This window comes from Pseudophaeobacter sp. EL27 (assembly GCF_900313025.1).
Taxonomy (GTDB): domain Bacteria; phylum Pseudomonadota; class Alphaproteobacteria; order Rhodobacterales; family Rhodobacteraceae; genus Pseudophaeobacter.
In genome coordinates this window covers 411,429-437,518 of sequence record NZ_OMPQ01000011.1, presented here as the reverse complement: position 1 = coordinate 437,518, position 26,090 = coordinate 411,429, and the positions used below count along the sequence as shown (strand labels likewise).

22 protein-coding genes and 2 pseudogenes are annotated in these 26,090 nt (G+C 57.9%); 7 read left to right on the top strand and 17 right to left on the bottom strand.

The features are described 5' to 3' along the window. Positions 1-228 precede the first annotated feature (228 nt). Positions 229-1,806 (top strand): gamma-glutamyltransferase family protein, encoded by a 1,578-nt coding sequence (locus ED661_RS14495; RefSeq protein WP_122074609.1) that lies wholly within the window; start codon positions 229-231, stop codon positions 1,804-1,806. A 195-nt stretch (positions 1,807-2,001) separates the two neighbouring features. Here ED661_RS14495 and hspQ read toward each other — a convergent pair whose 3' ends face one another. After that, entirely contained in the window at positions 2,002-2,328 is a 327-nt protein-coding gene (gene hspQ, locus ED661_RS14490) for a heat shock protein HspQ (protein ID WP_122074608.1), read from the bottom strand. Positions 2,329-2,413: 85 nt separating this feature from the next. On the opposite strand from hspQ, the gene ED661_RS14485 reads away from it, so the two are divergent. Both ED661_RS14485 and ED661_RS14480 read left to right on the top strand, forming a co-directional pair. Then, positions 2,414-3,301: an AEC family transporter gene (locus ED661_RS14485; protein ID WP_122074607.1), complete on the top strand. Its 888-nt coding sequence runs from the start codon at positions 2,414-2,416 to the stop codon at positions 3,299-3,301. 61 nt (positions 3,302-3,362) lie between these two features. Then, complete coding sequence (locus tag ED661_RS14480) at positions 3,363-3,953, top strand: lytic transglycosylase (protein ID WP_122074606.1); 591 nt, start codon at positions 3,363-3,365, stop codon at positions 3,951-3,953. 131 nt (positions 3,954-4,084) lie between these two features. Here ED661_RS14480 and ED661_RS14475 read toward each other — a convergent pair. The 8 genes and pseudogenes from ED661_RS14475 to ED661_RS14440 form a co-directional block, all read right to left on the bottom strand. After that, positions 4,085-5,235, bottom strand: a pseudogene (locus tag ED661_RS14475) (transposase). A 366-nt stretch (positions 5,236-5,601) separates the two neighbouring features. Then, positions 5,602-6,372, bottom strand: a complete 771-nt coding sequence (locus ED661_RS14470) for a TylF/MycF/NovP-related O-methyltransferase (protein WP_122074605.1) — start codon at positions 6,370-6,372, stop codon at positions 5,602-5,604. Continuing rightward, positions 6,365-7,060, bottom strand: a complete 696-nt coding sequence (locus ED661_RS14465; protein WP_122074604.1) for a phytanoyl-CoA dioxygenase family protein — start codon at positions 7,058-7,060, stop codon at positions 6,365-6,367. The genes ED661_RS14470 and ED661_RS14465 overlap by 8 nt, the downstream gene beginning before the upstream one ends. Positions 7,061-7,335: 275 nt before the next feature. Then, positions 7,336-8,592, bottom strand: a pseudogene (locus ED661_RS14460) (transposase). Between the two features lie 98 nt (positions 8,593-8,690). Beyond that, on the bottom strand, positions 8,691-9,293 hold the full coding sequence (locus tag ED661_RS14455; RefSeq protein WP_122074681.1) for an outer membrane lipoprotein carrier protein LolA: 603 nt from the start codon (positions 9,291-9,293) through the stop codon (positions 8,691-8,693). Between the two features lie 79 nt (positions 9,294-9,372). Further along, positions 9,373-12,420 carry a DNA translocase FtsK gene (locus tag ED661_RS14450; RefSeq protein ID WP_122074603.1) on the bottom strand — a complete coding sequence of 1,016 codons (3,048 nt, stop codon included), beginning with the start codon at positions 12,418-12,420 and terminating at the stop codon, positions 9,373-9,375. Between the two features lie 113 nt (positions 12,421-12,533). Beyond that, positions 12,534-13,718: an aminotransferase class I/II-fold pyridoxal phosphate-dependent enzyme gene (locus ED661_RS14445; protein ID WP_122074602.1), complete on the bottom strand. Its 1,185-nt coding sequence runs from the start codon at positions 13,716-13,718 to the stop codon at positions 12,534-12,536. Between the two features lie 141 nt (positions 13,719-13,859). Next, positions 13,860-15,194 carry an amidase gene (locus ED661_RS14440; protein WP_122074680.1) on the bottom strand — a complete coding sequence of 445 codons (1,335 nt, stop codon included), beginning with the start codon at positions 15,192-15,194 and terminating at the stop codon, positions 13,860-13,862. 154 nt (positions 15,195-15,348) lie between these two features. Here ED661_RS14440 and ED661_RS14435 point away from each other — a divergent pair, with 154 nt between their 5' ends. Next, the gene (locus ED661_RS14435; RefSeq protein ID WP_122074679.1) at positions 15,349-16,575 is read left to right on the top strand and encodes an FAD-dependent monooxygenase; all 1,227 of its coding nucleotides are present in this window, start codon (positions 15,349-15,351) and stop codon (positions 16,573-16,575) included. A gap of 360 nt (positions 16,576-16,935) precedes the next feature. On the opposite strand, the gene ED661_RS14430 is transcribed toward ED661_RS14435, so the two are convergent. The 4 genes from ED661_RS14430 to ED661_RS14415 all read right to left on the bottom strand — a co-directional run bounded on the left by ED661_RS14430 (position 16,936) and on the right by ED661_RS14415 (position 19,751). Next, positions 16,936-17,124 carry a Trm112 family protein gene (locus ED661_RS14430; protein WP_122074601.1) on the bottom strand — a complete coding sequence of 63 codons (189 nt, stop codon included), beginning with the start codon at positions 17,122-17,124 and terminating at the stop codon, positions 16,936-16,938. Next, entirely contained in the window at positions 17,121-17,765 is a 645-nt protein-coding gene (locus ED661_RS14425) for an LON peptidase substrate-binding domain-containing protein (RefSeq protein ID WP_122074600.1), read from the bottom strand. Before ED661_RS14425 ends, ED661_RS14430 begins: the two co-directional genes overlap by 4 nt. A gap of 27 nt (positions 17,766-17,792) precedes the next feature. After that, entirely contained in the window at positions 17,793-18,725 is a 933-nt protein-coding gene (locus ED661_RS14420; protein WP_122074599.1) for a tetratricopeptide repeat protein, read from the bottom strand. A gap of 237 nt (positions 18,726-18,962) precedes the next feature. Continuing rightward, on the bottom strand, positions 18,963-19,751 hold the full coding sequence (locus ED661_RS14415) for an exodeoxyribonuclease III (protein ID WP_122074598.1): 789 nt from the start codon (positions 19,749-19,751) through the stop codon (positions 18,963-18,965). A 353-nt stretch (positions 19,752-20,104) separates the two neighbouring features. Here ED661_RS14415 and ED661_RS14410 point away from each other — a divergent pair, with 353 nt between their 5' ends. Beyond that, the gene (locus tag ED661_RS14410) at positions 20,105-21,214 is read left to right on the top strand and encodes a TauD/TfdA family dioxygenase (protein ID WP_122074678.1); all 1,110 of its coding nucleotides are present in this window, start codon (positions 20,105-20,107) and stop codon (positions 21,212-21,214) included. A gap of 137 nt (positions 21,215-21,351) precedes the next feature. On the opposite strand, the gene ED661_RS14405 is transcribed toward ED661_RS14410, so the two are convergent. Continuing rightward, positions 21,352-22,038 carry a response regulator transcription factor gene (locus tag ED661_RS14405; RefSeq protein WP_122074597.1) on the bottom strand — a complete coding sequence of 229 codons (687 nt, stop codon included), beginning with the start codon at positions 22,036-22,038 and terminating at the stop codon, positions 21,352-21,354. Positions 22,039-22,224: 186 nt separating this feature from the next. Between ED661_RS14405 and ribA the strand changes: the two genes are divergently transcribed. Together ribA and ED661_RS14395 are read left to right on the top strand one after the other, a co-directional pair. After that, entirely contained in the window at positions 22,225-23,316 is a 1,092-nt protein-coding gene (gene ribA, locus ED661_RS14400; RefSeq protein ID WP_122074677.1) for a GTP cyclohydrolase II, read from the top strand. Then, on the top strand, positions 23,313-23,831 hold the full coding sequence (locus ED661_RS14395; RefSeq protein ID WP_254054844.1) for a L,D-transpeptidase: 519 nt from the start codon (positions 23,313-23,315) through the stop codon (positions 23,829-23,831). The genes ribA and ED661_RS14395 overlap by 4 nt, the downstream gene beginning before the upstream one ends. Here ED661_RS14395 and ED661_RS14390 read toward each other — a convergent pair whose 3' ends face one another. The 3 genes from ED661_RS14390 to ED661_RS14380 form a co-directional block, all read right to left on the bottom strand. After that, a complete protein-coding gene (locus tag ED661_RS14390) occupies positions 23,832-24,158 on the bottom strand; it encodes a phospholipid-binding protein (RefSeq protein ID WP_162930134.1) in 327 nt (108 codons plus the stop codon). Positions 24,159-24,254: 96 nt separating this feature from the next. Next, on the bottom strand, positions 24,255-24,917 hold the full coding sequence (locus ED661_RS14385) for a YggS family pyridoxal phosphate-dependent enzyme (protein WP_122074595.1): 663 nt from the start codon (positions 24,915-24,917) through the stop codon (positions 24,255-24,257). A 120-nt stretch (positions 24,918-25,037) separates the two neighbouring features. Next, positions 25,038-26,078 (bottom strand): porin, encoded by a 1,041-nt coding sequence (locus ED661_RS14380; RefSeq protein WP_122074594.1) that lies wholly within the window; start codon positions 26,076-26,078, stop codon positions 25,038-25,040. Positions 26,079-26,090: the final 12 nt, after the last annotated feature.

Below are 26,090 nucleotides of genomic sequence, written 5' to 3'. Positions count from 1 at the left end.
CACTCTCGCCGCAGGGCTCAGGCAGTAGTTAACGCGTAGCTGACATAGCTTCTCCTGGCGTCGGACATCCAAGCCCCCACCGATCGTGCGACGCCAGGGACATTCCCCCTTAGACCATCTCCGCTGTGCTTGGCCTCTGCCCATCGAGCCCCTCAAACAGTGGCGAAAACTCTATTGTCATTTCAACCAGCTGCACTACCCTGCCGGGCAACCCAACAGGAGTGGTCTATGCGCGACTTTCAATCCCCCGGACGCTCTGCCGTCTTTGCTCAGAACGGTCTTTGTGCCACCTCTCATCCGCTGGCAGCTGGTGCCGCCATTGATATGCTGAAACGTGGCGGTAATGCCATGGATGCGGCCATTGCCGGCGCTGTCTTGCTGGGCATCTGCGAGCCGCAGATGACCGGGATTGGCGGCGATTGTTTTGTACTCTTTTCACGCGGCGGCAGCGATGAGATCCAGGCCGTGAATGGATCAGGGCGGGCACCAGCAGGCGCGTCAGCCCAGGCGTTGCGCGACCAACAACTCACCAACATTCCACTGGGCAGCGCTGATGCGGTCACCATTCCCACCGCGATTGAGACCTTCTGCCACCTGTCGGAAACCGAAGGGAAACTGGGTCTGGACGCTCTGCTGGCCCCGGCCATTCACTATGCCGAAAATGGCGTTCCGGTTGCCCCACGTGTGGCCTTTGACTGGACCAAGGACGCGGATACCCTGCAGGGCTCGGCGCGTGACGCCTACCTCTTTGACGGCAAGCCCCCCTCTGTTGGCCAGATCTTTCGGGCCCCCGGCCAGGCCGAAGTGCTGCGCCGTATTGCCCGGGAGGGCCGCGATGCCTTTTACACCGGGGAGATCGCCGAGGACATGGTTGCCACCCTGCAAGCCGCAGGTGGCACGCACCGGATCGACGATTTTGCTGCTGCTACCTGTGACAGGGTCACCCCAGTTTCCGCCCCCTACAAAGGGCTGGATCTGGTTGAGCATCCGCCCAATGGCCAAGGGGCTACCGCGCTGTTGATGCTCAATATCCTATCGCATTTTGACCTCTCATCAATGGATCCCCTCGGCTCTCAGCGCGCCCATATCGAGGCTGAGGCCGCCAAACTGGCCTATGATGCGCGCAACCGATTCCTGGCTGATCCCGCACATATGCAGCACCTCGACCATATGCTGGCACCAGAAACAGCCAGCCGTCTTGCAGCGCTGATCGATCCCAAACGCGCCATGGCTGCCGCCGCACCGCTCACCGAAGCCATTCACAAAGACACCATCTATATCACCGTGGTGGACAAGGATCAGATGGCCGTCTCGCTGATCTACTCGATCTTTCACGGCTTTGGCTCCGGCCTCGCCTCTGACAAATTCGGCATTCTGCTGCAAAACCGCGGCGCCGGCTTTACTCTGCAACAGGGGCACCCGAACGAGCTCGCAGCTGGCAAACGCCCGATGCATACCATCATTCCTGGGATGCTGCGCCAGGAGGGGCGTGTCATGATGCCCTTTGGGGTGATGGGTGGTGCCTATCAGCCCAATGGACATGCCCGATTTGTGTCCAACCTGCAGGATTTTGACATGGAGCCCCAGGCCTCCATCGATAGCCCGCGCAGTTTTTCGGATGGCGGCATTCTCAACGTCGAACGCGGCTACAGTGATCAGGTCCGCCAGGAGCTGAGCGACCTTGGGCACAGGGTCCAGATCCCGGCCACGGCGATTGGCGGCGCTCAGGCCATCAAGATCCATTCAAATGGGGTGCTCGAAGGGGCCAGCGATCCACGCAAAGACGGGTGCGCCCTCGGCTATTGACCCCTTCAGTTCAGCCCCAATCTCACTGCAGGGCACAACCGCGCCGGGCCGAAGGAACGGCGCCCGGCCCAACGCCTGTCAGGCTGGCGCAGCCAGTTCTGAAACAGGGGGCGGGAGCCCCACCCTGGCAAGATCTGCCAAGGGAGCAGCAATTTCAGGTGATTTCAAAAAGGGGTGATAAAGCGGTGCTGCGGCTCAGTTGAGCTGATACTGCAGCGCATAGGCGGCGCCATCAAACTGATCAAACATCTCCGGCAGGTCCGGGTGGCTGATCGGTTCACCGGAATAATCCGCAACCAGATTCTGTTCCGAGACATAGGCCACATAGTAGGTCTGATCATTCTCTGCCAGCAGGTGATAGAACGGCTGATCTTTCACCGGGCGACTGTCCTCGGGAATGGATTCATACCACTCTTCCGTGTTCTCGAACTCTGGATCCACATCAAAAACCACGCCGCGAAACGGGTGTTTCCGGTGCCGGACAACCTGTCCCAGATTATATTTGGCGCGTGTTCTTAGCATTGGCAGACTGTCTCCGTGACTTGTTACTAGCGCAAAACGCTGGCAGATGTCCAACTCTTGAAGCAAAATTTAGAGGAAACAGTCTGTGAACCTGGCTTTGACAGTGCTCGAAATAACGGCCCCTGTTTTCCTGCTTGCAGGGGTTGGCTTTACCTGGGTGAAACTCGGATTTGAATACCGAATTCAGTTTGTCACCCGCCTGGCCATGACCCTCGCGGTGCCCGCCCTGATCTTCACCGCGCTGATGAAAACCGAGCTGGATAAATCTGCCCTCGGGGTTTTTGTCATCGCCGCCATTCTGGGGCATTTGCTGCTTGCACTGGTGGGAACCCTGCTGATCAAGACCGGGCGCCTGAACCGGCAAACCTATCTGGCGCCTTTCATTTTTGGCAATACCGGCAATCTCGGCATCCCTCTGGCGCTCTTTGCTTTTGGCGAGGCGGGACTGGGCTATGCGGTGGCCATGCTGGCGGTCTCAGCCATACTGTCCTTCACCCTGGGCCTGTCTTTGGTGGCAGGCAAAGGCGGCGGCGCCAAGGCTCTGCGGGAACCGATGGTCTGGACCACGCTACTGGGCGCGCTGTTCCTGTGGCAGGACTGGCAGACGCCCAAGTTTCTGACAAATGCGCTGGACCTCATTGGCCAGATGGCCATTCCAATGATGTTGATCACCCTGGGCGTGGCCATCGCCCGGCTCACTCCGGGGAAAACCGGTCTGGCGATTTTGCTCTCCCTGGCCAAACTCTGCGCCAGCGTTGCCATTGGCTGGGGGCTGGGGCTTGCCTTTGGCCTGGATGAGATCGCCTTTGGCGTGTTAGTTCTGCAACTGGCTACCCCGGTTGCCGTCACCTCCTATCTGCTGGCCGAAAAATTTGGCGCCGAAGCAGAGGCTGTTGCCGGGCTTGTGGTGGTCTCCACCCTGATGGCGATTGCTGCCCTGCCCCTGGTGCTCTCGCTTTTGCTCGATTTGTGATTTTCTCTTTTGTCAAAATTCGCTAGGATGGCAAAAAAATAAATCAAATGAGGCAGAGGCAATGAGCAGAATCATCGTCGCACTCGCCCTTCTTCTGGTCGTCGCATCCTGCGGTGGTGGTGGTCCCAATACCCCGCCCCGCAATCTGGACAATGCGTGTAGTATCATCAAGGAGCGGCCCAAATACCTGAACGCCTTTCGCGCGACTGAGCGCCGTTGGGGCGTGCCCATCCATGTGCAGATGGCCACCATCCATCAGGAAAGCAAATTCCGCGGCAATGCCCGCACCCCGCATAAATACCTGCTGGGGGTGATTCCTATGGGGCGGCAATCCAGCGCCTATGGCTATGGTCAGGCCCTGGATGGCACCTGGGAGGACTACAAACGCGACACCGGACGCCGCCGCGCCAAACGCGACCGGATCGAGGACGCCACCGATTTCATGGGCTGGTATATGAACAAAAGCCTCGAGAAGAATGGCATCCAATTGTATGACGCGCGCAACCAGTATCTGGCCTATCACGATGGCCACACCGGCTATGCCCGCGGCACCTACAAAGCCAAAACCTGGCTCTTGCGCGTCGCCAGCAAGGTCGAAGCTCGCGCGCAGATGTATCAGGCCCAGCTCGCCACCTGCCGCCGCGCCCGCTGATCAGAAAACCTCAACACAGCTGTCGTTCTCCGCAGCGCAGCTAACGGCAGCTCTCCGTCGATTCTGTGGAAAAACAACGTGTTGCGACCACAGAAAGTAGCGGTTCAAACAGAGTGCGAGCACCTTTCTTATCAGGCTTTGCGCATTTGTTGCGGTGCAGAAAAGATCTTGGCCAATTTGCGGGGGTTCTGGGCGGTTGCGGCGAGGAGGAATTCGTCATTTGCGCCGCATGGACCACGTAATCTCAGCCGTCCGAGACCACGGATACGTTTGAGGTGCGCAAACAACATTTCGACCTTCTTTCGCAGACGCATTGACATGGCATATTGCTTGGTCTTTGCAATGTCGCGGGCGACCTGTCGAGCATCCTCGTGTTCCTCGCGGTCAACGAGCCATCCCAGCATTGGCCCTGATCCATAAGCGCTGTCTGCAATAAGCCGTTCTGGGTCAATATTATGCTGTTCCTTGATCCGATCCAACATGGCGCGCACGGACCCAACTTCTGCTTGTCGGATGGATCTTGTGCCTTCCACATCGACGATCACGCTGTGATCAGTATCAATCAGGTAATTGGTGGTATAGCCAAAGAACGCTGGTCCTTTACGAGCCGCTGTCCACTGGCTGGATGGATCGGAATGGGACGTAAATTTGGGTTCCACGGTGGACGCAGCACCAAAAGCCGCGTCCTCCAAGACATCTAAATCCTCCCTCACAGCACGCGGCGCATCGTTTGGATCAATGGTACTGCGATCCCAATCTTCCTTTGGCGTGGAGTTCTGATTGGTCGCGTCGGCCTCGATCAAGCTGGCATCTTCCGCAAGGCGTTGTCCGGTCACCAAACCATCTGCAATGCAACGTGCGACGGCCTTCTCAAACAGGTGGCGCAGCAGTTTGCCCTCCCGAAAGCGCCGGTGCCGATTTTTGGAAAATGTCGAATGATTGGGTATGGGGTCAGAAAGATCGAGACGACAGAACCAACGATATGCGAGGTTCAGATGCACTTCCTCACAAAGGCGGCGTTCCGACCGAATGCCCAAACAATAGTCCACCAGCAACATTCGGATCAGCAGTTCAGGATCGATCCCCAGTCATGCATTTACAACGCATTGCCGGGCAGTGGATGGGAGGCCTGATTGGCTGCAAAATCTGCGGGATACTGACGGATGTCGTCCAAATCGACGAACCGGTCAATTGACCGTAGCAGAAGATCTTGTGGCACAGGATCGGATATCGAGAACTCGTAAAACAGTGCGCCCTGGGCTTCTTGCTTCGGTCCTAACATCGTCAATCCCCTGCATTTACAGGTAAATTGAATCAGCCATAGCTCCTCAAATCAACAAGAGTTTTTCAACAGAATTCGCTCACTTCAGACCCAGAGCGCAGCCGCAGTATTTTGCAGGTGCGGCCTACAGGGACCGGAAAGATCCGCCAATAGCTGACATTCGTTCATGCTGCAGCGAGAGCAGTTTCGAGTTTAGTATGCATTGTGACTGTGGCTGCAGTTTAAACCGAAAACCGGAGCAAGCCGCTGTTCTTTGCTGGCAGGTACATAGATGTACGCCGTTGATTCAGGGGACAAAATGCTAGGCAGCATAAAATAATTATTGGTCTTCCAAGACACCTACTGCAGTGCAATTCGTTCGCGTCATCATTCCAAGACCGCATAAGAAACATATGAATCAAACGGAAACCTCTGGATGTTGATGTCTCGTAACCCCAAGACTTCGTCCACAGCAACGGTCTCACCTGGGAACATTTTTGCATTCAGTTCGTCAAAAACGACAATGGCCCCTTTGGGCATACGCGGTAAAAAAGTTTCCAAAAGAACCTTGGTCGGCTCATACAAATCCACATCAAGGTACAAAAGACTGACCACCAAATGTGGATTTTCCTCTAGATAGACCGGTGCTGTTTGGGCGATGTCACCTTGTACCAATTCTACCTTGGGTATGTGACTTAATGGGCGATTCAGGTCATAAACTCGGACGGCTTCGTCAACACTGCCGCGCGCGGATCCCTTGAGTTCACCAACTTTTGTTAATGTTCCATCATTTCCAACGAGATCTTTCTCGTCCACCGATGGAAATCCATCAAACGTGTCAAAGCCGATAATTTTGCGAGTATGATTTGTGGGTTCAAGAATGGACGACAGTTTTGCCCAACCCAAAGTTCCGCCACCGTGCAAAACGCCCCCTTCAACAATTGATCCGTTCACATGCAGAATTTTCTGAAAAATCTCATACTTTGTCAGAAATTTGGCGATTGATTGGCGCGAAGCGTATTTGGGGAAGGCATCCAAACGGTTCACCAGACTGTCCGTTTCGGATTGGAACAAAGTTTCCATAGCGGAAAACTGATCGAGATCGCCTTTGGATTGGTTAAGCGGTTCGCGACTGTGTTTGACATCAGAATTAGACATGGGTGAAACCCTTCATTAGACTCGATTGTACACCCGCGGAAGCCGCAGAATAGCGCAGTTGGATCGAATAGCGTATTTGCTCAGAAATGTTCAGATTAGAAGAATGAATGAGGTATGAGCTAAAGAACAGAACATCGCTCTTGTTCATTTCGACGATGTTTATGGGGGCATCGAACACCCCCACAGGTAGAGACTTTTTTCCGACCTTGTAAGAATGCGGAATAGCGCCGTTCACGTGGCTACCCTTCATGACTGACAACGCTCCAGTGTGGGCAAAAGTATCCTGTAGTGGAATCCATACTGTGACTTCACTTTGGTTTCCTTGCACATAGAAATCATCTTGATGCCAGAAAGCTAACTCTTTGTTTTCAAATGGAACATCTATGCGAAGTGGGATTTTATGATAGATCACAGGCGCGTCAATCAAAGACTTTATAACGTTGGTGATGTTTGGGGTTTGGCCAAGCGCTAACAGCGCAGGATGGCCTTGCAGCTTGTCATATACTGCACTCACAATTTCAGGGTTCTCGCTGGCAAACTGAACCCATTTAGGATCTTGGATGGAGGTCGCCTCTGGCAAATGCTCTTTGATCACACTCAGAATAGCAGAGCCAATCGGCGCAATGTCTTGGATGGTTAGAAGCGAGCGGGAAAGGACACATCCTTGTGCGGAATATTCACTGTTCATCGGTGCCTCATTCACTAATTTCAGCTTTCTTTACTCGATCATGTTTGGAACTTAAAGATGATCATGGGAATCCTGTCAACTTATCCACCCTTATCGGACATTGGCGCATTCCGCAGAGAAAGTCTGCAATCCGCCCACCCTCCCAGTTTCTGCATTGGAGAAGCCAAGGATCGTGCGCCTGCAGCGAACGGCTGAAAAATCCGAATTCTGTGGGAAAACACCCGTTCGCGATCGCAGAAAGAGAACGCTTTGGCGACGCGCGAACGCCTTTCCTGTCAGGCCTTGCGCGTTTGCTGCAGCGCAGGAAAGATCTTGGCCAGTTTGCGGAGGTTTTGGGCGGTTGCGGCGAGGAGGAATTCGTCATTTGCACCGCATGGGCCACGTAGTCGGAGCCTTCAGAGGCCGAGGATGCGCTTGAGGTGCGCGAAGAGCATCTCGACCTTCTTCCGGAGCTTCATGGATATGTCGTATTGCTTGGTCTTTGCGATGTATCGGGCGACCTGGCGAGCGTCTTCGTGTTCTTCGCGGGTGATCGATCTGACATCTGCGTTCGGGCAGCATTTTGCCTTGGACGGGCATGCCTGGCAAGTCAGTTGCAGGGCACGGTATTTGGTTCTGCCCTGTCCGGTCGGCCCCCGGTTCGGGTCCGAATAGTTCCGCCGGAACTGCTTCAGCTCTTGGCCCTCGGGGCAGATGTATTGGTCGTTCTCTGCGTCCCATTCGAAATCCGCCCGGGTCCAGGTGCCATCGCTGCGGCCAGATTTGTCGAAGACGGGAATGTGCGGGGCAATCTTGCGTTCAACCAGCCAACCCAGCATCGGCCCGGTGCCATAGGCCGTGTCCGCGATCAGGTAGTTGTCGGAATAACTGAAGAATGCAGGGACTTTGCGGGCGGCTGTCCACTGACTGGCCGGGTCGCAATGCGAGGTGAACTTGGGCTGCACCTCGCTGCCGGCACCGAACGCGGCCTCGTCCAGCGTGTCGAGATACTCGCGAACTGCGCGGGATGCATCCGCTGGGTCGATGCTTGCCGCATCCCAGTCTTCTTTCGGCGTGAAGTTCTGCTTGTTGGCATCCGCTTCGATCAGGCTGGCGCCGATGGCCATGCGCTGGCCACTGACCAGACCTTCCGCGATGCAGCACGCAACGGTCGTCTCAAACCGATGGCGCAGCAGCTCACTTTCGCGGAAACGGCCGAGGCAGTTTTTGGAGAACGTCGAATGATCCGGCACCCGGTCACTCAGATCGAGGCGGCAGAACCAGCGATACGCGAGGTTCAGATGCACCTCATCGCAGAGCAGCTGCTCAGACCGGATGCCGAAACAGTATCCGACCAGAAGCATCCGGATCAACAGCTCGGGGTCGACCGACCGGCGGCCCGTGTGACTGTAAAAATCTGCAAGGTGGGCACGGATGCTGCTCAGGTCGATGAACCGGTCGATGGATCGCAGAAAGTGGTCTTGTGGAACGTGATCCTCCAGCGAGAACTCGTAGAACAACCCCGCCTGCGCTTCTTGTCTCGGTCCCAACATCGCCAAATCCCTCCAACAATACGGGAATTGAATCAGCAGTTCAGGCCGCAATCAAGGAAGAGTTTTTCAACAAAATATCCGCAAAGCAGACCTTGCCGCTAGGGCGAACTGCCACCGCCACCCGAACTAAACAGCGTCGACGGCAGGCGCATGCCGGTTTCCAGCGCGCCAAGGATCACTGTGGTTTTGCCACCGCCACCGTCGTGCACCACCCATTTGCGCAGCTCCACTGGCTCATCCGTGAACATTAGCTCCAGACTGCCGTAATCCGGGTTTTCGGGGTCCTGCGCGCGCACCACGGTCGAGGTACCGTCAAATCCGTGGCCGACCACCATATTCGCCTGATCCAGATTGACCCGCTTGGCCAGGATGATCGACAGCGGCGTGCGCCGCAGCGGGAAGGTTTCGGGCGGTTGATTTGATTTGGGGTCATGAATGCGCACGGCCCCGGCCCCGGCCACCACGGTGCCGCCGCCTGTGCCCTCATATTCAAACCGCATCCGGCCCGGACGATGCAGGTAAAGCTTACCTGTGGTCAGCGTACCGTCATCATTGATCTGGGTGAAGGTCGCCGTCGCCGTCTTCATTCCGTTCAGATAGCCCGAGATCTCTTTCAGGCTCAGCTTATCCCCGGCCCAGGCAGCAGAGGAAAACACAAGGGCGCAACAGCTCAGCGCGATAGCAGACAGAATATGTTTCATGAGATCTAGATAAGCCTTGCCGGACAAATGAAAAGAGGCCGGATCAGTTCTGACCCAGCCTCGCAGTGTCATGCGCGATTTATTGCTCTGGCACCAGGATTTCGCGTTTGCCCACGTGATTTGCAGGTGAGACGAGACCTTCGTCCTCCATCTGCTCAACCAGTCGCGCGGCCTTGTTATAGCCGATGGCCAGTTTGCGCTGAATATAGGAGGTAGAGCACTTGCGATCCTTGATCACGATCTGCACCGCCGAGTCGTATAGCGCGTCTTCGCCATTGGTATTGCCACCGGTGTTCAGGCCCAGAACCGCGTCGATATTGTCGGCCTTGTCATCATCCGGACCATCAACAACCCCGTTCATATAGGCAGGCGGACCAAACTGCTTCAGGTGGTTCACCACCTCTTCAACCTCTTCATCCGACACAAATGGCCCATGGCAGCGGGTGATCTTGGCGCCGCCCGCCATATAGAGCATATCGCCCATCCCCAGGAGCTGTTCTGCCCCCATTTCGCCAAGAATAGTCCGGCTGTCGATTTTCGACGTCACCTGGAACGAAATCCGGGTAGGGAAGTTGGCCTTGATGGTACCGGTGATCACATCCACCGAGGGCCGCTGTGTGGCCATGATCAGGTGAATACCAGAGGCCCGCGCCATCTGCGCAAGACGCTGAATACAGGCCTCGATCTCCTTGCCCGCTACCATCATCAGATCAGCCATCTCATCGACGATCACCACGATATAGGGCAGCGCCTCGGGGGCGAATTCATCCGTCTCGAACACTGGCTCGCCAGTGTCATCATCAAATCCGGTCTGCACCGTGCGGCTGAACATCTCGCCCTTGGCCAGGGCTTCCTTCACCCGACCATTGTAGCCGGCGATGTTGCGCACACCCATCTTGGACATCTTGCGGTAGCGATCTTCCATTTCGCCGACGACCCATTTCAGCGCCACGACTGCCTTTTTGGGGTCGGTCACAACAGGCGACAACAGATGCGGGATACCGTCATAGACGGAAAGCTCCAACATCTTGGGGTCGATCATGATCAAGCGGCATTCCTCTGGTGACAGTTTGTAAAGCAGCGACAGGATCATGGTATTGATCGCAACCGATTTACCCGAGCCCGTGGTCCCAGCAATCAGCAAATGCGGCATCTTAGCCAGATCGGCCACCATGGAGGACCCACCGATATCCTTGCCCAGCGCCAAAGGCAGGCTCTGAATGCCATCTCCATAGTCGCGCGACGACAGGATTTCACGGAAGTTCACCATCTCGCGCTTTTCATTAGGCAGTTCAATGCCAATGACCGTCCGACCCGGCACGGTGGAGACCCGCGCTGACAAGGCCGACATCGAGCGCGCAATATCATCAGACAGGCCAATCACACGGCTGGCCTTGAGACCAGGAGCTGGTTCCAGTTCATACATGGTGACAACAGGCCCAGGACGCACCGAGACGATCTCGCCCTTCACGCCATAGTCATCCAGCACCACTTCCAGCATGCGCGCATTTTCTTCCAAAGCTTCGTCACTCAGGTGGTGGCGTTCGACCCCATTGGGGTGGCCAAGCAGCGAGAGCGGCGGCAGTTCAAAATCGGCGGCATTATCCTCAAAGGCCAGCGCAGGCTGGGCTTCGGCCTTGGCCCGCGTCGAGGGCTGCACTGGCTTACGCTGGGGTTGCTCCACAACGGCCTTACGCGGCGTGGCGACGGGCAGTTCATATTCAACCGGATCCGCAGCTTTTTGAGCAGAAACCGTCTTTGGCGCTGCACCAAATTCGCGGTTGATCACGCGACCTGCAGGCAGATCTTCTGAGGCAACCCGATCTGGCGCAAGCTCTGAGGACACATCCATAGCTGTGGGTTCAGGGGCAGATCTCTGCTGGGCGGGCTCTGCTTCCATCGAAGCGGCCTCAAGGTCCGGAACCTGATGTAACTCTGGAGCAGAAGGCGCAAATGCAGCCACTGCAGGCGCGGCAGGAATGCTCTGTGTTGCAGTCAGCGGTGGCTCAGGTGGCAAATTGGCTTGGGCTGCGTTTGGATTAAACAACAAAGGTTCCGCCCGCTTGCCACGTCCCTTGGTCAGGGGGAGATCCGGGTCATGGTCCGGCGCTTGGCTCGCTGCACGACGAATGCGCACAGCGCTGGCAATCTTTTCTGATATCCGCGCATCGCCTGACAGCAAGGATTCACCAGATTGCGCCGTTTCCACCAGCTCTGGTTCCGGCATTTGATCTGGGATCTCTTCGGGGTCAGAGCGACGCATCAAGCCTGGCACGCGAGCAAACAGCCCAACCTTTTCAGGCCTGTCCTCAACAAAGTCATCTTCAGCGGCCTCTGCACCAGTGCCGCTCTGCGGATAGCTTTCAAACATCTGCGCGCCATCGTCTTCTGCAATCCAGGCGTCCTCTTCGGCCTGTAATTTGGCCGCGCGACGCTGTTCACGCAGCGCCATAGCGGCTTTAAAGCCGCTGGTGGCACCCCGCCCCAGCAGACTGGCAATGCCGCCATAGATGATCACAAAGCCCAGGGTCAGATAGCGCCCAGCACGGGACATTTCACCACGGCTGAACCCAGCCACAAAAGCCCCAAGCGCCAGCATGCCAAAGGCCATCAACAACGACATCAATTTGACGGCAAAATGCGAACTGACTGGCAAGAGCGTCAGCAAAGCTCCCATGACGGTATCACCGAACAATCCACCCAAGCCGAAGCTATGGGTCGCTTTCCATTCGACACCCGGTACCAGGGTCGCCGCATAGATAGAGGCCACAGCCAATAGAACAGGCGCAAAAATCATCCGACCAAGCACGCGGTCTTCACCACTGTGCAGTAGGAACCGCAGGCCCCAGGCCAATGGCGTCAGCGCAAGGCTCCAGGCCGCCCAGCCCACAATCATGAACAAGGGTGCCGCGATCGAGGCCCCAGGGCGGCCAAGCCAATTCTGCACCGGCGCATCGGTAGAGACCATCCAATTGGGGTCATCCGGCGTATAGGAGCCAACCATCGCAGCCACAAAAACGCCGAGGCCAATCAGGAAAATCCCAATCAGTTCCTTGCCACGCTTTTCGATCGCCGCCTGCATCGAACTGTCAAGCAGGGGGTCCCTGCTGCGGGTTTGAAATGCCATGCCTACCTCGGTTCATTGTTGCCGATCTGTCCTGATTGTATCACAGGATCTAATTACCGGTCGTTCTTAAGTATTGGCCATGTCCCCAAGAGCCCCGGGGCCATCGCAGTCATTCAAGCGTCGTAAAGACAGCGTCGCAGTTTGGTCAGCGCTTCTCGCGTCACCTCGGGCGCGGCCACCAGTGCCACCCGGATATAGCCAGCACCAGGGTTCCCCTCGCCGCTGCCCTGCGCCAGATAGGCACCAGGCAAAACCCGCACACCGGTCTGCCTCCACAGCTTCAGCGCCGCTTCCTCGCCATCTGGCACCGGAAGCCAGAGGAAAAAGCCCGCCTCGGGTGATACATAGCCGTCGAGCCCAGCGAAAACTTCATCCGCGATTTTGTATTTCTCAACATAAAGCGCCCGGTTTTCCACCACATGGGTTTCATCCGCCCAGACCGCTGCCGCGGCGGCCTGCAAAGGCCCCGGCAAGGGCGCGCCGGAATAGGCGCGCAGCTGTTTGATCCGTTTGATATTTTCCGGGCCAGAGGCAATCACCCCAGAGCGCAGCCCCGGCAGGTTTGACCGTTTGGAGAGCGAATTGAACAGCACCAGCCGTTCCGGATCCGCCCCCATCTCCTGCGCCACGGTGAGGGCACCAATGGGGGCCTCGTCGCGATAGATCTCGCTGTAGCATTCATCGGCAAAGATGCAGAAATCATGCTTCTCGGCCAAGGCGATCAGCCGCTGCCAATAGGCGCGATCGGCTACGGCCCCCTGCGGATTGGCAGGCGAGCAGATATAGGCAATGGCCGTGCGTTCCAGCAGCTCTTCGGGCAGGTTTTCATAATCGGGTAGATGACCGGAGGCTGCGGTTGCCGGCAGGAACACGGGCTCTGCCGCAACAGACAGGCTGGCCACCATATAGACCTGATAGAAGGGGTTCGGGATCAGGATCGCTGGTTTTGCGCCATTCTTGGTTTCAGGGCAGAGCGCCATGGCGGCGTTATACAATCCCTCACGGGTGCCATTCAGCGCCATGATCTGCGTTGCCGGATCCATAGTGACACCGTAGCGGTTGGAAATCCAACCTGCCATCGCGCCGCGCAGATCATCAGAACCATCATTGGGCGGATAGCTGTTAAAGCCCGCCGCATTCTCAACGATGACATCCGTCACCCACTGGGGGAATTGGTGTTTTGGCTCGCCAATGGTCATATGCACCACATCGCCGCCGGGCGTGTGATGGTCCAAAAGCGCCCGCAGGCGCGGAAACGCATAGGCTGGCAGGTTCGCAAACCGCTCAGGGAAATTCATAGCTGTGCCTCAAGTTCGGGATCATTCACGCCCCGTTTGCAATCAAATTACAGAGCAAGAGCCCATGCGTCCAGCCGCAGGATGCGGCCTTGGCCAAATTTGTGGCATTCCCGCCAGACTTTGCGTCTCACCGGCGCGACTTTAGACAGCCAAAGCCGCCTCAACCCCCATGCCAACCCGCAGCAGAGCCTCTTCGCAATCGGGCTGACCAAGGATTTGCAAACCGCAGCTGGGGGTGCCCGTTGGCAGGCTCAGCCCGCATGTGCCCATCAGGTTGCCAATACGGGTGTTGCGCAGTGTCAGCAGATTGGCCTGCACATAGTAATCCTCTTCCTGTTCCAGCCGCGCCAGATTGGGCGGCAGGATCGGGCAGCTGGGGGTCAAGACACCATCAAAACCAGCCACTGCCTGATCCCAGGCCATGCGGGCTTGCTCCAGCTTGGCCCAGGCTGCGACATAGTCCGGACCTGAGAAACCCGCGCCGGAGCGGAACCGTTCCAGTATCTTGTCAAACATCACCTCAGGGCTGGCCTCAATCACGTCTTTCCACAATCCATAGGCCTCAGTGGTGAACAGAATTGCGCTAAACCCCATGGCCTCAGCCAACTCAGGCACCTCCAACGGCACGATCTCAGCGCCTGCCTCTTGTAGCTTTTGCAGGGCATCAGCGTAGCTTTGGGCGACAACCGGGTCGAGTTCCTCCTGCGCCATGGTCTGCAGATCGGCAAAACGCCGCCCCTTGAGGTCGCCCGCACCGCGCAGATCCGGCCCCTCGGTCCCCTCCAGCAATCCCAGGAAAAGACCAGCGTCCTCAACCGAGCGTACCAGCGGGCCGACAGTATCGAACTTGAGACAGAGAGGCACCACCCCTTCGAGGCTGATCCGCCCGGCAGTGGTTTTTAGCCCAACCAGATCGTTCCAGGCAGAGGGAATACGCACCGATCCCCCTGTATCAGAGCCAATAGCGCCCGCCGCCATATCAAAAGCGACCGAGGCGGCTGCACCGGAGGATGAGCCGCCCGGCACCGCCCCTTCATCGTTCACGCAGGGGGGCGTTGCCTTCACCGGGTTGAGGCCCAGCCCGGAAAAGGCCAGCTCGCTCATATGGGTTTTGCCAAGACAGACACTGCCCATGGAGGTTGCTACCTCCAATACCAATGCGTCCTGATCCGGCACCCGATCTTTCAACAAATCAGACCCCGCCTCGGTCTTGGCCCCTGCGGAATCAAACAGGTCTTTCCAGCTGATCGGCACCCCATCGAGGGGCGAGCGCCGCAGCCCCATTCGGGCGCGTTCCGCGGCCGCAGTGGCTTCCGCCAAGGCGCGTTCGTGGGTGACTTCGCTGTAGATACGATCCCGGTGCGGATGTGCGTCGATAGCCGCCAGATAGCATTCGGTCAAAGCAACCGGGTCAATCTCCCGTGCCGCAATTCCCCGCCCCAAATCTGCGGCACTCATCTTCAACCAGTCCTGCATTGCCATCTCTCCCATGGATTTTCCAGGACGGTAGCCTCCTGCTGAACCTCGTACAATCCCGAAGACCAAAGTCAGCGCGGGCCAGCGGCTTAGATCTGCCGAATTGCCCTCCGGTGGCATGGACAATTCCACCAATCAGCGCATATTGCGAGGTATGAAAAACACATCCGATATTCTGATCGTAGGTGGTGGTCTGAATGGCCCTGCTCTGGCTTTGGCACTGGCTCAGACGGGTCATAGCGTCACTGTGATCGACGCCCTGCCAAGGGGCGGATTTAAGGAAGAGGATTTTGATGGGCGCGGCTATGCCTTGGCCTTGGCCTCGCAGCGGTTGCTGCATCAGATCGGCATCTGGCCCTTGGTGGCAGAGCAGGCGCAGCCCATGCTGGAAATCAAGGCCAGCGATGGTCATGCCGGGGAAGGGGCATCGCCGTTTTTCCTGCATTTTGACCACCGCGAAATCGAAGAAGGCCCGATGGGCTATATGCTGGAGGATCGCTATCTGCGTCGCGCCTTGCTGCAGGCGATGGAAGATGAACCAAGCATCACCCAGATCAATGAGGCCCGCGTTGTCGCCCAGGAGGCGGATCAGACCGGCGTCACTCTGACGCTAGAGAGTGGCGAGACTCTGCGGGGCGGTATTCTGGTCGGCGCAGACGGGCGCAAGAGCGGCACCGCAGCCCGCGCCGGGATCACGCGCAGCGGCTGGGACTATGGCCAGACCGCGCTGGTCTGCGCCATTGATCACGAAAAACCACACCACGGCATTGCCCACCAGTTCTTCATGGAGCCCGGCCCGCTGGCGATCCTGCCGCTGCCCGGCAATCGTTCCTCGATTGTCTGGAGCGAAAAGACCGAGATGGCTCAGGCAATCCACGGTCTGGAGGATGCCGATTACATCACTGCCCTGAAACCGCGCTTTGGTGACTTTCTTGGTGAGATCTCTCTGGCAGGCAAGCGCTTTACCTATCCGCTGAACCTGACCATCGCCAATAGTTTCATTGGTACCCGGATGGCGCTGATTGGGGATGCGGCCCATGGCATGCACCCCATCGCCGGACAGGGGCTGAACGCCGGGTTGCGCGATGTTGGCGCCCTGGCTGAGGTGCTGACCGAGGCCAAACGCCGCGGTGAAGACGCAGGTTCTTCGCTGGTTCTGGAGCGTTATCAACAGTGGCGCCGCTTTGATACGGCCACGCTTGTGGCCAGCACAGACATGGTCAACAAATTGTTTTCCAACGACAACCCGCTGCTGCGGTTTGGCCGTGATCTAGGGATGGGACTGGTGAACAGCCTGCCGGGCCTCAGGCGTGGTTTCATGCGCGAGGCCGCCGGGCTGACCGGCGATTTGCCGCGTCTGCTCAAAGGCGAAGCCATTTGACCTCTCGCCATCCGCAAGGGGGCGCTCCCGCCCATTCCGTCAACACCTCTGGTGTTGCGATCCAGTTGGGCCAAGCGCCTTGCCCACCGGCAAGGCGCGGCACCGCTGGTTTCGCAGCTGTCGCGAATACCGACCCACGCGGCCAGCCCTCTTGCCACATAGCGCCATTTTCCAGGCACTGCCAAATCCACCACATATCAAATAGCGCGCCCGCTGTGCGTCAGCTCAGCGCCGGGCCCAACGCCGCCAAGTTGCCCCAACGGGGCAGCTGCGGGGGCGGGAGCCCCTCCCTTGTCAAGTCAAACTATCAGGAGTTTTGGCCACAATCCAAAGCCTAGATGTCCGCCTTACCCCATCGGCCTAGTCAATTACGCGGGCTTCATCCACCAACATGACCGGAATACCGTTACGGATAGGAAAGGCCAGGTTTGCGGCCTTGGACCGCAGCTCCTGTGCCTCGGCGTCATACTCAAGCGTGCCTTGGGTTTTTGGACAGACCAGGGCCTCCAGCATGCGGCGATCAAAGGTCACCGGTTTTGTATCACTCATTGCAAGATATCCTCATGTGCGCCGCCCCGAAGGGCAAACTCGATCAATGTCACCAGCGTTTTCCGCCTTGTGGCAAGACAGGGCGACTCTAGCAAGGCCTGTTTGTCCTCGGGCTCAAACTCCAACAACATCGACAGAGAGTTGATAAGCAGCTCATCTTCAGCCTCGCTCAACGAGCCCCAATCCGTAGACAGGCCCTGCGCCACAAAGAACCGCTCCAACAGGGACAGGAAACCAGTGCGATCAAACTCCGGGTCCAGCTCACCAGAACTGCCAAGATCACGATCAAAACCGCTCCAGCTCACGTCACAGCGGCGATAGGGGCTAAAGCCGGTGACCTCTCCCAGAACGCGAAACCGGGACAGGCCGGACAGGGTGACCATATAGCGACCGTCCTCAGTCTCGGAAAACTGTGTCACCCGGCCGGCGCAGCCTATGGCGTGCAGCGCCTCGGCATCCCCTGGTCGAGCACAGGGTTGGATCATGCCAATCAGACGTTCCGGAGTTTTCAGCGCATCCTCAAACATCTGCAGGTAGCGGGGTTCAAAAATATGCAGCGGCAGGCGCGCCCGGGGCAATAAAATCGCCCGAGGCAATGGGAAGACAGCAATAGTGTCCGGCAGATCCGCGATATGCATCATGGCTATTACTGTAGGGCAGAGACGCGATTAGGCAAAAATTAATGAGCTCAGCTTGCGTCGCCCATTCAAAACCACCGGGTCATTTGGCTGAAGCGCATCAAAGATGGTGAAAAGCTGTGCCTTGGCAGCGCCCTCATTCCATTCCCGATCGCGACGGAACAGCTCCAGCAACTCTGTGACAGCAGCCTCGGCATCTCCGGCGGCATGCAGCGCCTGCGCCAGTTCAAACCGCGCCTCCAGATCCTCTGGGTTGGCCTCGACCTTGGAAGCCAGTTCCGCAACCGGGCCGGCATTTTCCGCCTGTCGCGCCAGTTCGATCTGCGCCCGCGCCGCCTCAATCTCAGCAGCATCGGCGATCTCTGCCGGAGCACCATTCAGAGCCGCCTCGGCCTGGTCCAGATCTCCCAGCGCAATATGCGCCCGCGCCAGGCCGCCATAGGCCGCGGCGCTCTTGTCATCTTCGCCAATGATTGCCGCAAAGGTCTGCGCCGCGTCGGCAACCTCGCCCTCTGTCAGCATCTGTTCCGCCACTTCCAGCGCCTCGGCCAGGCCGCCATCCGCGCTGCCACCGCCAGCCTCGATCGCCTTGTTCACAAAGGCTTCGATCTCACTCGGCGGGACATTCCCCTGGAACATATCGAGCGGGCGCCCCTCAACAAAGGCAACAACAGTTGGGATGGATTGCAGAGGCAAGCCCTGCTGTGACAACGCCTGCACCAGACGCTGGTTCTCATCCACATTGACCTTGGCCATGGTGACCGCGCCCTTGGCTTTGGTCACGACCGCTTCCAAAGCAGGGCCAAGCGTCTTACATGGGCCACACCACGGCGCCCAGAAATCAACAATCACCGGTGCCTGCATCGAGGCCTCGACCACATCCTGCATAAAGGTCGCCTCACCGACGTCCTTGATCAAATCACCTGCGGGGGCTGCTGTGCCCGCTCCGCCAATAATGTCCATTGTCTCAATCTTCTCCGTTTGAAGCTTGGCCCCTATATGGAGCCCTGAAGCACAGAAACCAAGAGAGGAGTTCGCCACAGCCCTCCTCTCTCCGCATTTCTCACCGCCTGAGGCCCATCAGACCAGACCGCAAAGAGGCGCAACCGCGCCGCGCGTCAGCGCGGCGCTCGGCCCAACGGGAGGCGGGCATCTGTGATGCCCAAACGACGGGCGGGAGCCGCCCCTGCCCTTTAACGCTTACAGATCAAAAGTCGCAAAGACTGGCGCATGGTCGCTGGGCTTTTCCCAACCACGCGCGGCGCGCAGAACCCGGCTGGAATGCGCCGCCTGCTTGATGTCTTCGGTGGCCCAGACATGGTCTAACCGTCGCCCCTTGTCCGCTGCATCCCAATCTTTGGCGCGATAGCTCCACCAGCTATACAGCAACCCTTCGGGGATATCCGCCCGGGTTACATCCGCCCAACTGCCAGCCTCCTGCACCTCTGCCAACAGATCCACCTCCACTGGCGTGTGGCTGACAATTTTCAGCATCTTCTTGTGATCCCAGACATCATCCTCGCGGGGCGCGATATTCAGATCCCCTACCAGAATGGACTTCTCGGGCCGCTCAGCCTTGAACCAATCCCGCATCTCACTGAGGTAATCCAGCTTCTGACCAAATTTCTCATTCACCGCGCGGTCGGGCTTATCCCCGCCTGCAGGCACATAGAAATTATGCACGGTTACACCGTTCTCCAAGCGCCCAGCGATATGACGGGCGTGACCAAGATTGGCAAAATCCTCAGCCCCGGCCTCCTCGATGGGCAGGCGCGACAGAATGGCGACGCCGTTATAGCCCTTCTGGCCGCGTGCCACCATGTGGGGATAGCCCAACTCGGCAAAACCCTCGGTCGGGATCAGATCCACCGGGCTTTTGCACTCCTGCAGGCACAGCACATCCGGGCCTTCCTCGCGCATGAGTTTCTGCACCAGCCCTTCGCGCAGGCGGACAGAGTTGATGTTCCAAGTGGCAAGGGTAAAGGCCATGCTGCGTCTCTCTTCCTAGATGAGTTGCCCCTGAACATGCATGAACAGAAGGGGAACCTCTAGACTGGAAAATCAAAGATGCATCTTTTTCTGAGCATGAGGTCGGATTTTGGTGAAATTTGCTTGCCATTTTTCATTTGTTTTTCCAAAGCTGCCCAAACTGCTCTTCACACAGAGGCCCTGCGCCGTGCCACGCTCCTCCGTCCTCGGGCAACGCCCAGGGCACCCCTATAAAAAAGCCTATGACTGGTGGCCGCCCCCGGGTGGTGCTACCTGAGCTGACTGTTCAGCCATTCCCCTCATATGACCTGTCCAACATGCCCGCGCGCATGCTTTTTTATGGAGGCCTATCCATGGCCAATGCCACCCTTCGTTCCGACGATGCCCTTGTTCACCTCACCTTTGCCGATGGCAGCAGTGCCGATTTCCCCTACATCTGGCTGCGCGACAATGATCCCGCCGGTTTCCACCCGCAGACCCAGGAACGGATCACCGATCTGACCGCCATTCCCCTGGATGTGACCCCCAGCAAAATCGAGACTGATGGCCAGAGCCTCAGCATCTGGTGGCAGGGGGACGAGACCATCTCCACCTTTGATCTGTCCTGGTTGAGCGCGCGGCGCCCTGGCCAATATGCCGCCGATCCGGCGCGCACCGGCTTCCACCACTGGCGCAAAGATCTCGGCGCTCAGGGTATTCCCCGCGCCAGGGCCGATGAGGTCCAGACCTCGGATCAGGCCCTGCAGGATTGGTTGATCCAGACCCAGAAATACGGGCTCTCCATTGTGGAAGGGTTGGCCGACAGCACCGAGGCCGGCATGGATGTCGCCCGCCGCATCGGTTTCCTGCGGGAAACCAACTTTGGCCTGACCTTCGAAGTCCAGTCCAAGCCAAATCCGAACAATCTGGCCTATACCCCCATAGCCCTGCCCCTGCACACCGATCTGACCAACCAGGAACTGCCTCCCGGCTTTCAATTCCTGCATTGTCTGGCAAATGAGGCCACGGGCGGCGGCTCGCTGTTCTGCGACGGCTACGCCATTGCAGAAGATCTGCGCAAGACAGACCCAGAGGCCTTTGCCCTGCTGTCCACGGTCTCGATCCCGTTCCGGTTCCACGATCAGGTTACCGATATCAGAAACCGGAAGAAGGTCATCAATCTGGATGAAGACGGGCAGATCATCGAGATCTGCTTTAATGCGCATCTGGCCGATATCCTCGACCTCGCACCCGATCTGATGACCCGTTACTACCGCGCCTATCGTCAGTTCATGATCATGACCCGCAGCGCCGATTATCTGGTCACGCTGAAACTCAAAGGCGGCGAGATGGTGGTGTTTGACAACCGCCGGGTTCTTCATGGCCGTGATGCTTTTGACCCGCAGACCGGGTTCCGGCACCTGCATGGCTGCTACGTCGATCGCGGTGAATTTGAAAGCCGCCTGCGCCTGTTGCAACGCTAGGGCGAAAAAAGGGCCGGGCGCGATGCCCGGCCTAGTCCAACAGGGAGGTGCATGTCATGACCCGGACATGCGCGGGATACGAACATGGTTAAAGATGCGCTAAGAATGTGTCTTTGACCTATGTCAATAAAAACACCTTAGCTGATCAGACGATATCCGCCGGACTCCGTCACCAGGATACGCGCATTTGAGGGATCGGGCTCGATCTTCTGGCGCAGACGGTAGATATGGGTTTCCAGAGTGTGGGTTGTGACCCCGGCGTTATAGCCCCAGACCTCATGCAGCAGCACATCGCGCGCCACCACACCATCGGTGGAGCGATAGAGGAACTTCAGGATATTGGTCTCTTTCTCGGTGAGGCGGATCTTGCGGTCATCCTCGGTCATCAGCATCTTCATCGCAGGTTTGAACGTATAGGGCCCAAGGACAAAGACCGCGTCTTCGGATTGCTCATGCTGGCGCAGCTGGGCGCGGATCCGCGCCAGAAGCACCGGAAATTTAAAGGGTTTCGAGACATAGTCGTTGGCGCCGGCATCCAGGCCCAGGATGGTATCGGAATCGCTGTCATGGCCTGTCAGCATCAGAATCGGCGCCTTGACGCCCTGTTTGCGCATCAGGCGGCACAGCTCACGTCCATCGGTATCGGGCAGACCAACGTCCAGGATCACCAGATCATACAGCGCTTCTTTGACACGCTCCATGGCGCCCTGGCCATTCTCGGCCTCAAAGACATCAAAGTCTTCGGTCATGATCAGCTGTTCGCTCAGGGCCTCGCGCAGGTCCTCGTCGTCGTCCACCAGTAGAATTTTTTTCAATTGCGCCATGTCTCTACTCTCCTGCCTCTACTCTCCTGTTTCCATGACTGACAGATGCGCTTCCATCATGCAAAGGACAAGATATGCTGCAAAACACTCACGCCGTCGTGTCCACAGCAAAGGATTTGTTTCACTTCTGTCGAAATTGGGCCTAGGAAAGGCCCGTTATTGTGTACCAACCGCTGGATCTGCTGCATGAGCCTGATGCCCTCCATGATCGAACTGCTGGCCCGCGCGCGCGTGGATCTGCGCATGGGGCTGCCCGTTGTCCTCATTGAGGAGGGTCAGGCTGCCCTCGCCATCGCGGCTGAAAGCCTGTCCCAGGAACGGCTGAAGGACATGCAGGCGCTGGGGGAGGTCACTCTGGCCCTGACCGCGCGGCGGGCCGAAACACTCAAGGCCCGCGCCTATGATGGGGATACCGCCCGCATCCGTCTGCCAGAGGTGGCAACCCTGGACTGGATTCAAGCGATTGCTGATCCTGCGGATGATCTGAATGCCCCCATGAAGGGCCCGCTGATCAGTGCCCGCGAAGGCAGCGCCGCGCTGCACCGTCTTGCCATTGCTCTGGTCAAATCCGCCCGACTGCTACCTGCGGCCCTTTTGGTGCCACTGAAAGGCACAGGCGCGCAATTTGCCACCGATCACGGGCTGACTTTGCTGCCACAGGCCGCAGCAGAACCGCTGATGAGCCAAAGCTCGCCGCTACATGCGGTTGCCGCTGCCCGTCTGCCGATACAGGCTGCCGAAGCCGGGCGGCTTCATATCTTCCGCCCCGAAGATGGCGCCGAAGAACACTATGCTATCGAGATTGGCCGTCCTGATCGCAGCAAGCCGGTGCTGGCGCGACTGCATTCGGCCTGCTTCACCGGCGATGTGCTGGGTTCGCTCAAATGTGACTGCGGCCCGCAGCTCAATGCTGCTCTCGCGCAGATGGGGACGCAGGGCAGTGGTGTCTTGCTCTACCTCAATCAAGAGGGTCGCGGTATTGGTCTCGCCAATAAGATGCGCGCCTATTCCCTTCAGGATCAGGGGTTTGACACAGTTGAGGCCAATCACCGCCTCGGTTTTGAGGATGATGAACGGGATTTCCGGCTTGGCTCTGCCATCCTGAAAGCGCTGGGGTTCTCGCAGGTGCGGTTGCTGACCAATAACCCCAACAAGATTGCGATGATGGAGAAAACCGGGATCAAGGTTGCGGAACGTGTCGAGTTGAAGGTTGGAGAAAACGCTTTCAACGCGCAGTACCTGGCCACCAAGGCGGCCAAATCCGGGCATATGTTGTGAGCAACCTGCCCTTTTCTGCCGCTGATCTGGTACTGACCCGGCAGGGTCTGCGCTTTGCCGGCCGCTTACTGCCCTGCAGCATCGGCAAGGGTGGGATCTCCACTGATAAGCGCGAAGGCGACGGGGCCACCCCCACCGGGGTGCATCACATTGTCGGAATGCTTTACCGTCCGGACCGCATGGCGCGCCCCAATGCCTGGGCACAGCAAATAGGCCCGCGTGACCTATGGTCTGACGATGGACGCGATACCCATTACAACAGCCGGGTTACAGCGCCCTATGGCTATAGCCACGAGCACCTGCGCCGTGCCGACCCGCTTTATGATCTGGTGCTGATACTGGATTGGAACTGGCCCAATGCTACCCCCGGCAAGGGTTCTGCCATCTTTATCCATCAATGGCGCCGCCCGGGATACCCGACCGAAGGCTGCATCGCCTTTGACCGCAGCGATCTGCATTGGCTGACCGCCCGCGTGGTGCCGGGCAGCCGGGTGATTGTCCCCAATCTGGTATAGTTATTCAGGATAGCGGCGCTGCGCCGTGGCCCGCGCCAGAACCTTGCCGCCCTTGCGCGCTGTCACGGTCCATTCATAGGTATGCACCCCACTCGGAGGGCAGGGGCTCTTGTAAGTGAAGCTGCCTTCAGGAACGGTCCCATCGCCAGACATTGCGATCCGCTTGCTGCCGCCATGGTTGTAACTGGGCACATCCAGATCCTTGAGGCGGAATTGCACCGAAGTGGTCCCCTCAGGCAGGCCCCTGAGCACAAAAGCAGGGTTTCCCACCTTGTTCGGGCTTCCGGTGGTGCAGCTTGGAATATTGCCCCAAGAGGAAAATTTCAACGAAAGCTCCCCGGCCTGAACGCCCGTTGCGCCCATCAGGAGAGTCAGTATCAGAATGGCTTTCTTCATCGTTACGCATCTCGCAATTGTTAAGGTCTAGCTCACTTGCCTATAGGCCCTGGCCCCAAAAATGGCGGAACCAACCCGGACATGGGTAGCACCATGGGCGATTGCAGTTTCAAAGTCACCACTCATCCCCATGGAGAGACCCTGCAACCCATTGCGTGCGGCCATCTCTGACAGTTGTGTAAAATGATCGGTGGCCACCTCTGAAACCGGCGGGATACACATCAGCCCCTTGATTGGCAGATCCAAGGCGCGGCACTCAGCAACAAACCCGTCGGCCTCGGCAGGCAGAATACCGGCCTTTTGCGGCTCGGCCCCGGTATTGACCTGAATAAAAAGATCCGGACACTTGCCCAGCTCCTGCGCCAGTCGCACCAGGGCTTTGGCCAACTTGGGACGGTCCAATGTGTGGATAGAGCTGAACAGCTCCATCGCCTGACGCGCCTTGTTGGTTTGCAAAGGGCCAATCAGATGCAGATCCAGCCCCGTGTAAGCCTCGGCAAAATCGGGCCATTTCCCCATGGCCTCCTGCACGCGGTTTTCACCAAAACAGCGCTGTCCTTCGCCCAGAACCGTCGCCACCCGCGCGTTTGGCTGAACTTTGGACACCGCGATCAGGGTCACCGATCCTTCGGGACGGCCAGCAGCAGCCTCTGCCGCTGTGATACGAGTTTTGATTTCTTGCAGCGACATTTAGCGTCCTCCGGTTTTGACGCCAAAACAACACTGTTTGGCAGCAAATGTTAAGAGCCAAACGAAAAGGGCGAGCTCTGTTAAGAGCCCGCCCCCAATTCACGCTAAGCGTAGTTCAGCTTAGAAGCTGAAGTATACACCAGCCTGGAACTGGTTGTCATCGTCTGCTTCGTCAACATAACCAGCAACGAAGGTAGCGCCGCCACCCAGGTCGTACTGGTAGTTGATGCCGAAGGAGGTGCCGTCAGCTGTGTCAGCTGCGGTAACAACACCGGAAACGTCGGTGGAGTTAACCCAAACCAGGATGTTGGAAGCCGCGCCGATGTCCATGTTACCTTCGAGAGTAACCGAGTCAGCCGCGTCAGTCGAACCATAGGCCAGACGTGCGCCAAATGCGCCGAAGTCACCGCCAGCTGCGACGAATGTGACGTCGTTTGCTGCAACCGAAGAGGACTGAGCAGCAGCTGTCACATAGTAGTCGGAGAAGGAGTATGTCAGCATGATACCGGTGCGGTCTTCGCCACCAGCTTTACCCAGAACGGTACCGCCGTTCTGCTGGCTGTAGGAGATGTGACCAGTGAAGCCGCCCATGGAGTACAGAGCTTCGATACCGTTTGCGCCCATGCCGTCGGAGGAATACGCATCCCAGTTAAAGGCAGTACCGGTGCGGGATTTGATCACAACTGAGTGGAAACCCATGCCGTCGATGCCTGTGCCAGCAGAACGTGTTCCGGTGGTGAACAGGCCAGGTGCGTTTTCAACAGCACCGATGATGTTGCCAACGTTGACAGCCAGGCCGCCATAGGTCACGCCAAAACGTGCACCGTTGAAGCCGTTGTCGTCAGCCAGCTCATCTGCGCCGTTCAGGGCTGGGCCGTCGGAATCACCTGCGGTACCAGCGGAACCAGCAGGATTGCCGTCACGGCTTTCGGACTGCATACGAACGCGTGCGTTGAAGCCGATGCCGCCATCGGTTTCGGTGGACATGTCGACCTGCAGACGCAGACGGCTGGTGATGTTGGTTTCGGAAACACCAGCAGTACGCTCGTTAGCGGAGTTATAGTCCAGACCAAAACGGCCGTAACCGGACAGACGGACGTCAGCAGCTGCCATGCCGGCAGTGGCGATCAGCGCGGTAGTCGCGAAGAGAACCTTTTTCATCGATTTTTCCCT

Bases quoted from the DNA above. Each gene is read 5' to 3' on its own strand.
- ED661_RS14495 (WP_122074609.1), top strand. From the start codon at position 229: ATGCGCGACTTTCAATCCCCCGGACGCTCTGCCGTCTTTGCTCAGAAC.
- hspQ (WP_122074608.1), bottom strand. From the start codon at position 2,328: ATGCTAAGAACACGCGCCAAATATAATCTGGGACAGGTTGTCCGGCAC.
- ED661_RS14480 (WP_122074606.1), top strand. From the start codon at position 3,363: ATGAGCAGAATCATCGTCGCACTCGCCCTTCTTCTGGTCGTCGCATCC.
- ED661_RS14470 (WP_122074605.1), bottom strand. From the start codon at position 6,372: ATGTCTAATTCTGATGTCAAACACAGTCGCGAACCGCTTAACCAATCC.
- ED661_RS14465 (WP_122074604.1), bottom strand. From the start codon at position 7,060: ATGAACAGTGAATATTCCGCACAAGGATGTGTCCTTTCCCGCTCGCTT.
- ED661_RS14455 (WP_122074681.1), bottom strand. From the start codon at position 9,293: ATGAAACATATTCTGTCTGCTATCGCGCTGAGCTGTTGCGCCCTTGTG.
- ED661_RS14450 (WP_122074603.1), bottom strand. From the start codon at position 12,420: ATGGCATTTCAAACCCGCAGCAGGGACCCCCTGCTTGACAGTTCGATG.
- ED661_RS14445 (WP_122074602.1), bottom strand. From the start codon at position 13,718: ATGAATTTCCCTGAGCGGTTTGCGAACCTGCCAGCCTATGCGTTTCCG.
- ED661_RS14440 (WP_122074680.1), bottom strand. From the start codon at position 15,194: ATGCAGGACTGGTTGAAGATGAGTGCCGCAGATTTGGGGCGGGGAATT.
- ED661_RS14435 (WP_122074679.1), top strand. From the start codon at position 15,349: ATGAAAAACACATCCGATATTCTGATCGTAGGTGGTGGTCTGAATGGC.
- ED661_RS14430 (WP_122074601.1), bottom strand. From the start codon at position 17,124: ATGAGTGATACAAAACCGGTGACCTTTGATCGCCGCATGCTGGAGGCC.
- ED661_RS14425 (WP_122074600.1), bottom strand. From the start codon at position 17,765: ATGATGCATATCGCGGATCTGCCGGACACTATTGCTGTCTTCCCATTG.
- ED661_RS14420 (WP_122074599.1), bottom strand. From the start codon at position 18,725: ATGGACATTATTGGCGGAGCGGGCACAGCAGCCCCCGCAGGTGATTTG.
- ED661_RS14415 (WP_122074598.1), bottom strand. From the start codon at position 19,751: ATGGCCTTTACCCTTGCCACTTGGAACATCAACTCTGTCCGCCTGCGC.
- ED661_RS14410 (WP_122074678.1), top strand. From the start codon at position 20,105: ATGGCCAATGCCACCCTTCGTTCCGACGATGCCCTTGTTCACCTCACC.
- ED661_RS14405 (WP_122074597.1), bottom strand. From the start codon at position 22,038: ATGGCGCAATTGAAAAAAATTCTACTGGTGGACGACGACGAGGACCTG.
- ribA (WP_122074677.1), top strand. From the start codon at position 22,225: ATGAGCCTGATGCCCTCCATGATCGAACTGCTGGCCCGCGCGCGCGTG.
- ED661_RS14385 (WP_122074595.1), bottom strand. From the start codon at position 24,917: ATGTCGCTGCAAGAAATCAAAACTCGTATCACAGCGGCAGAGGCTGCT.
- ED661_RS14380 (WP_122074594.1), bottom strand. From the start codon at position 26,078: ATGAAAAAGGTTCTCTTCGCGACTACCGCGCTGATCGCCACTGCCGGC.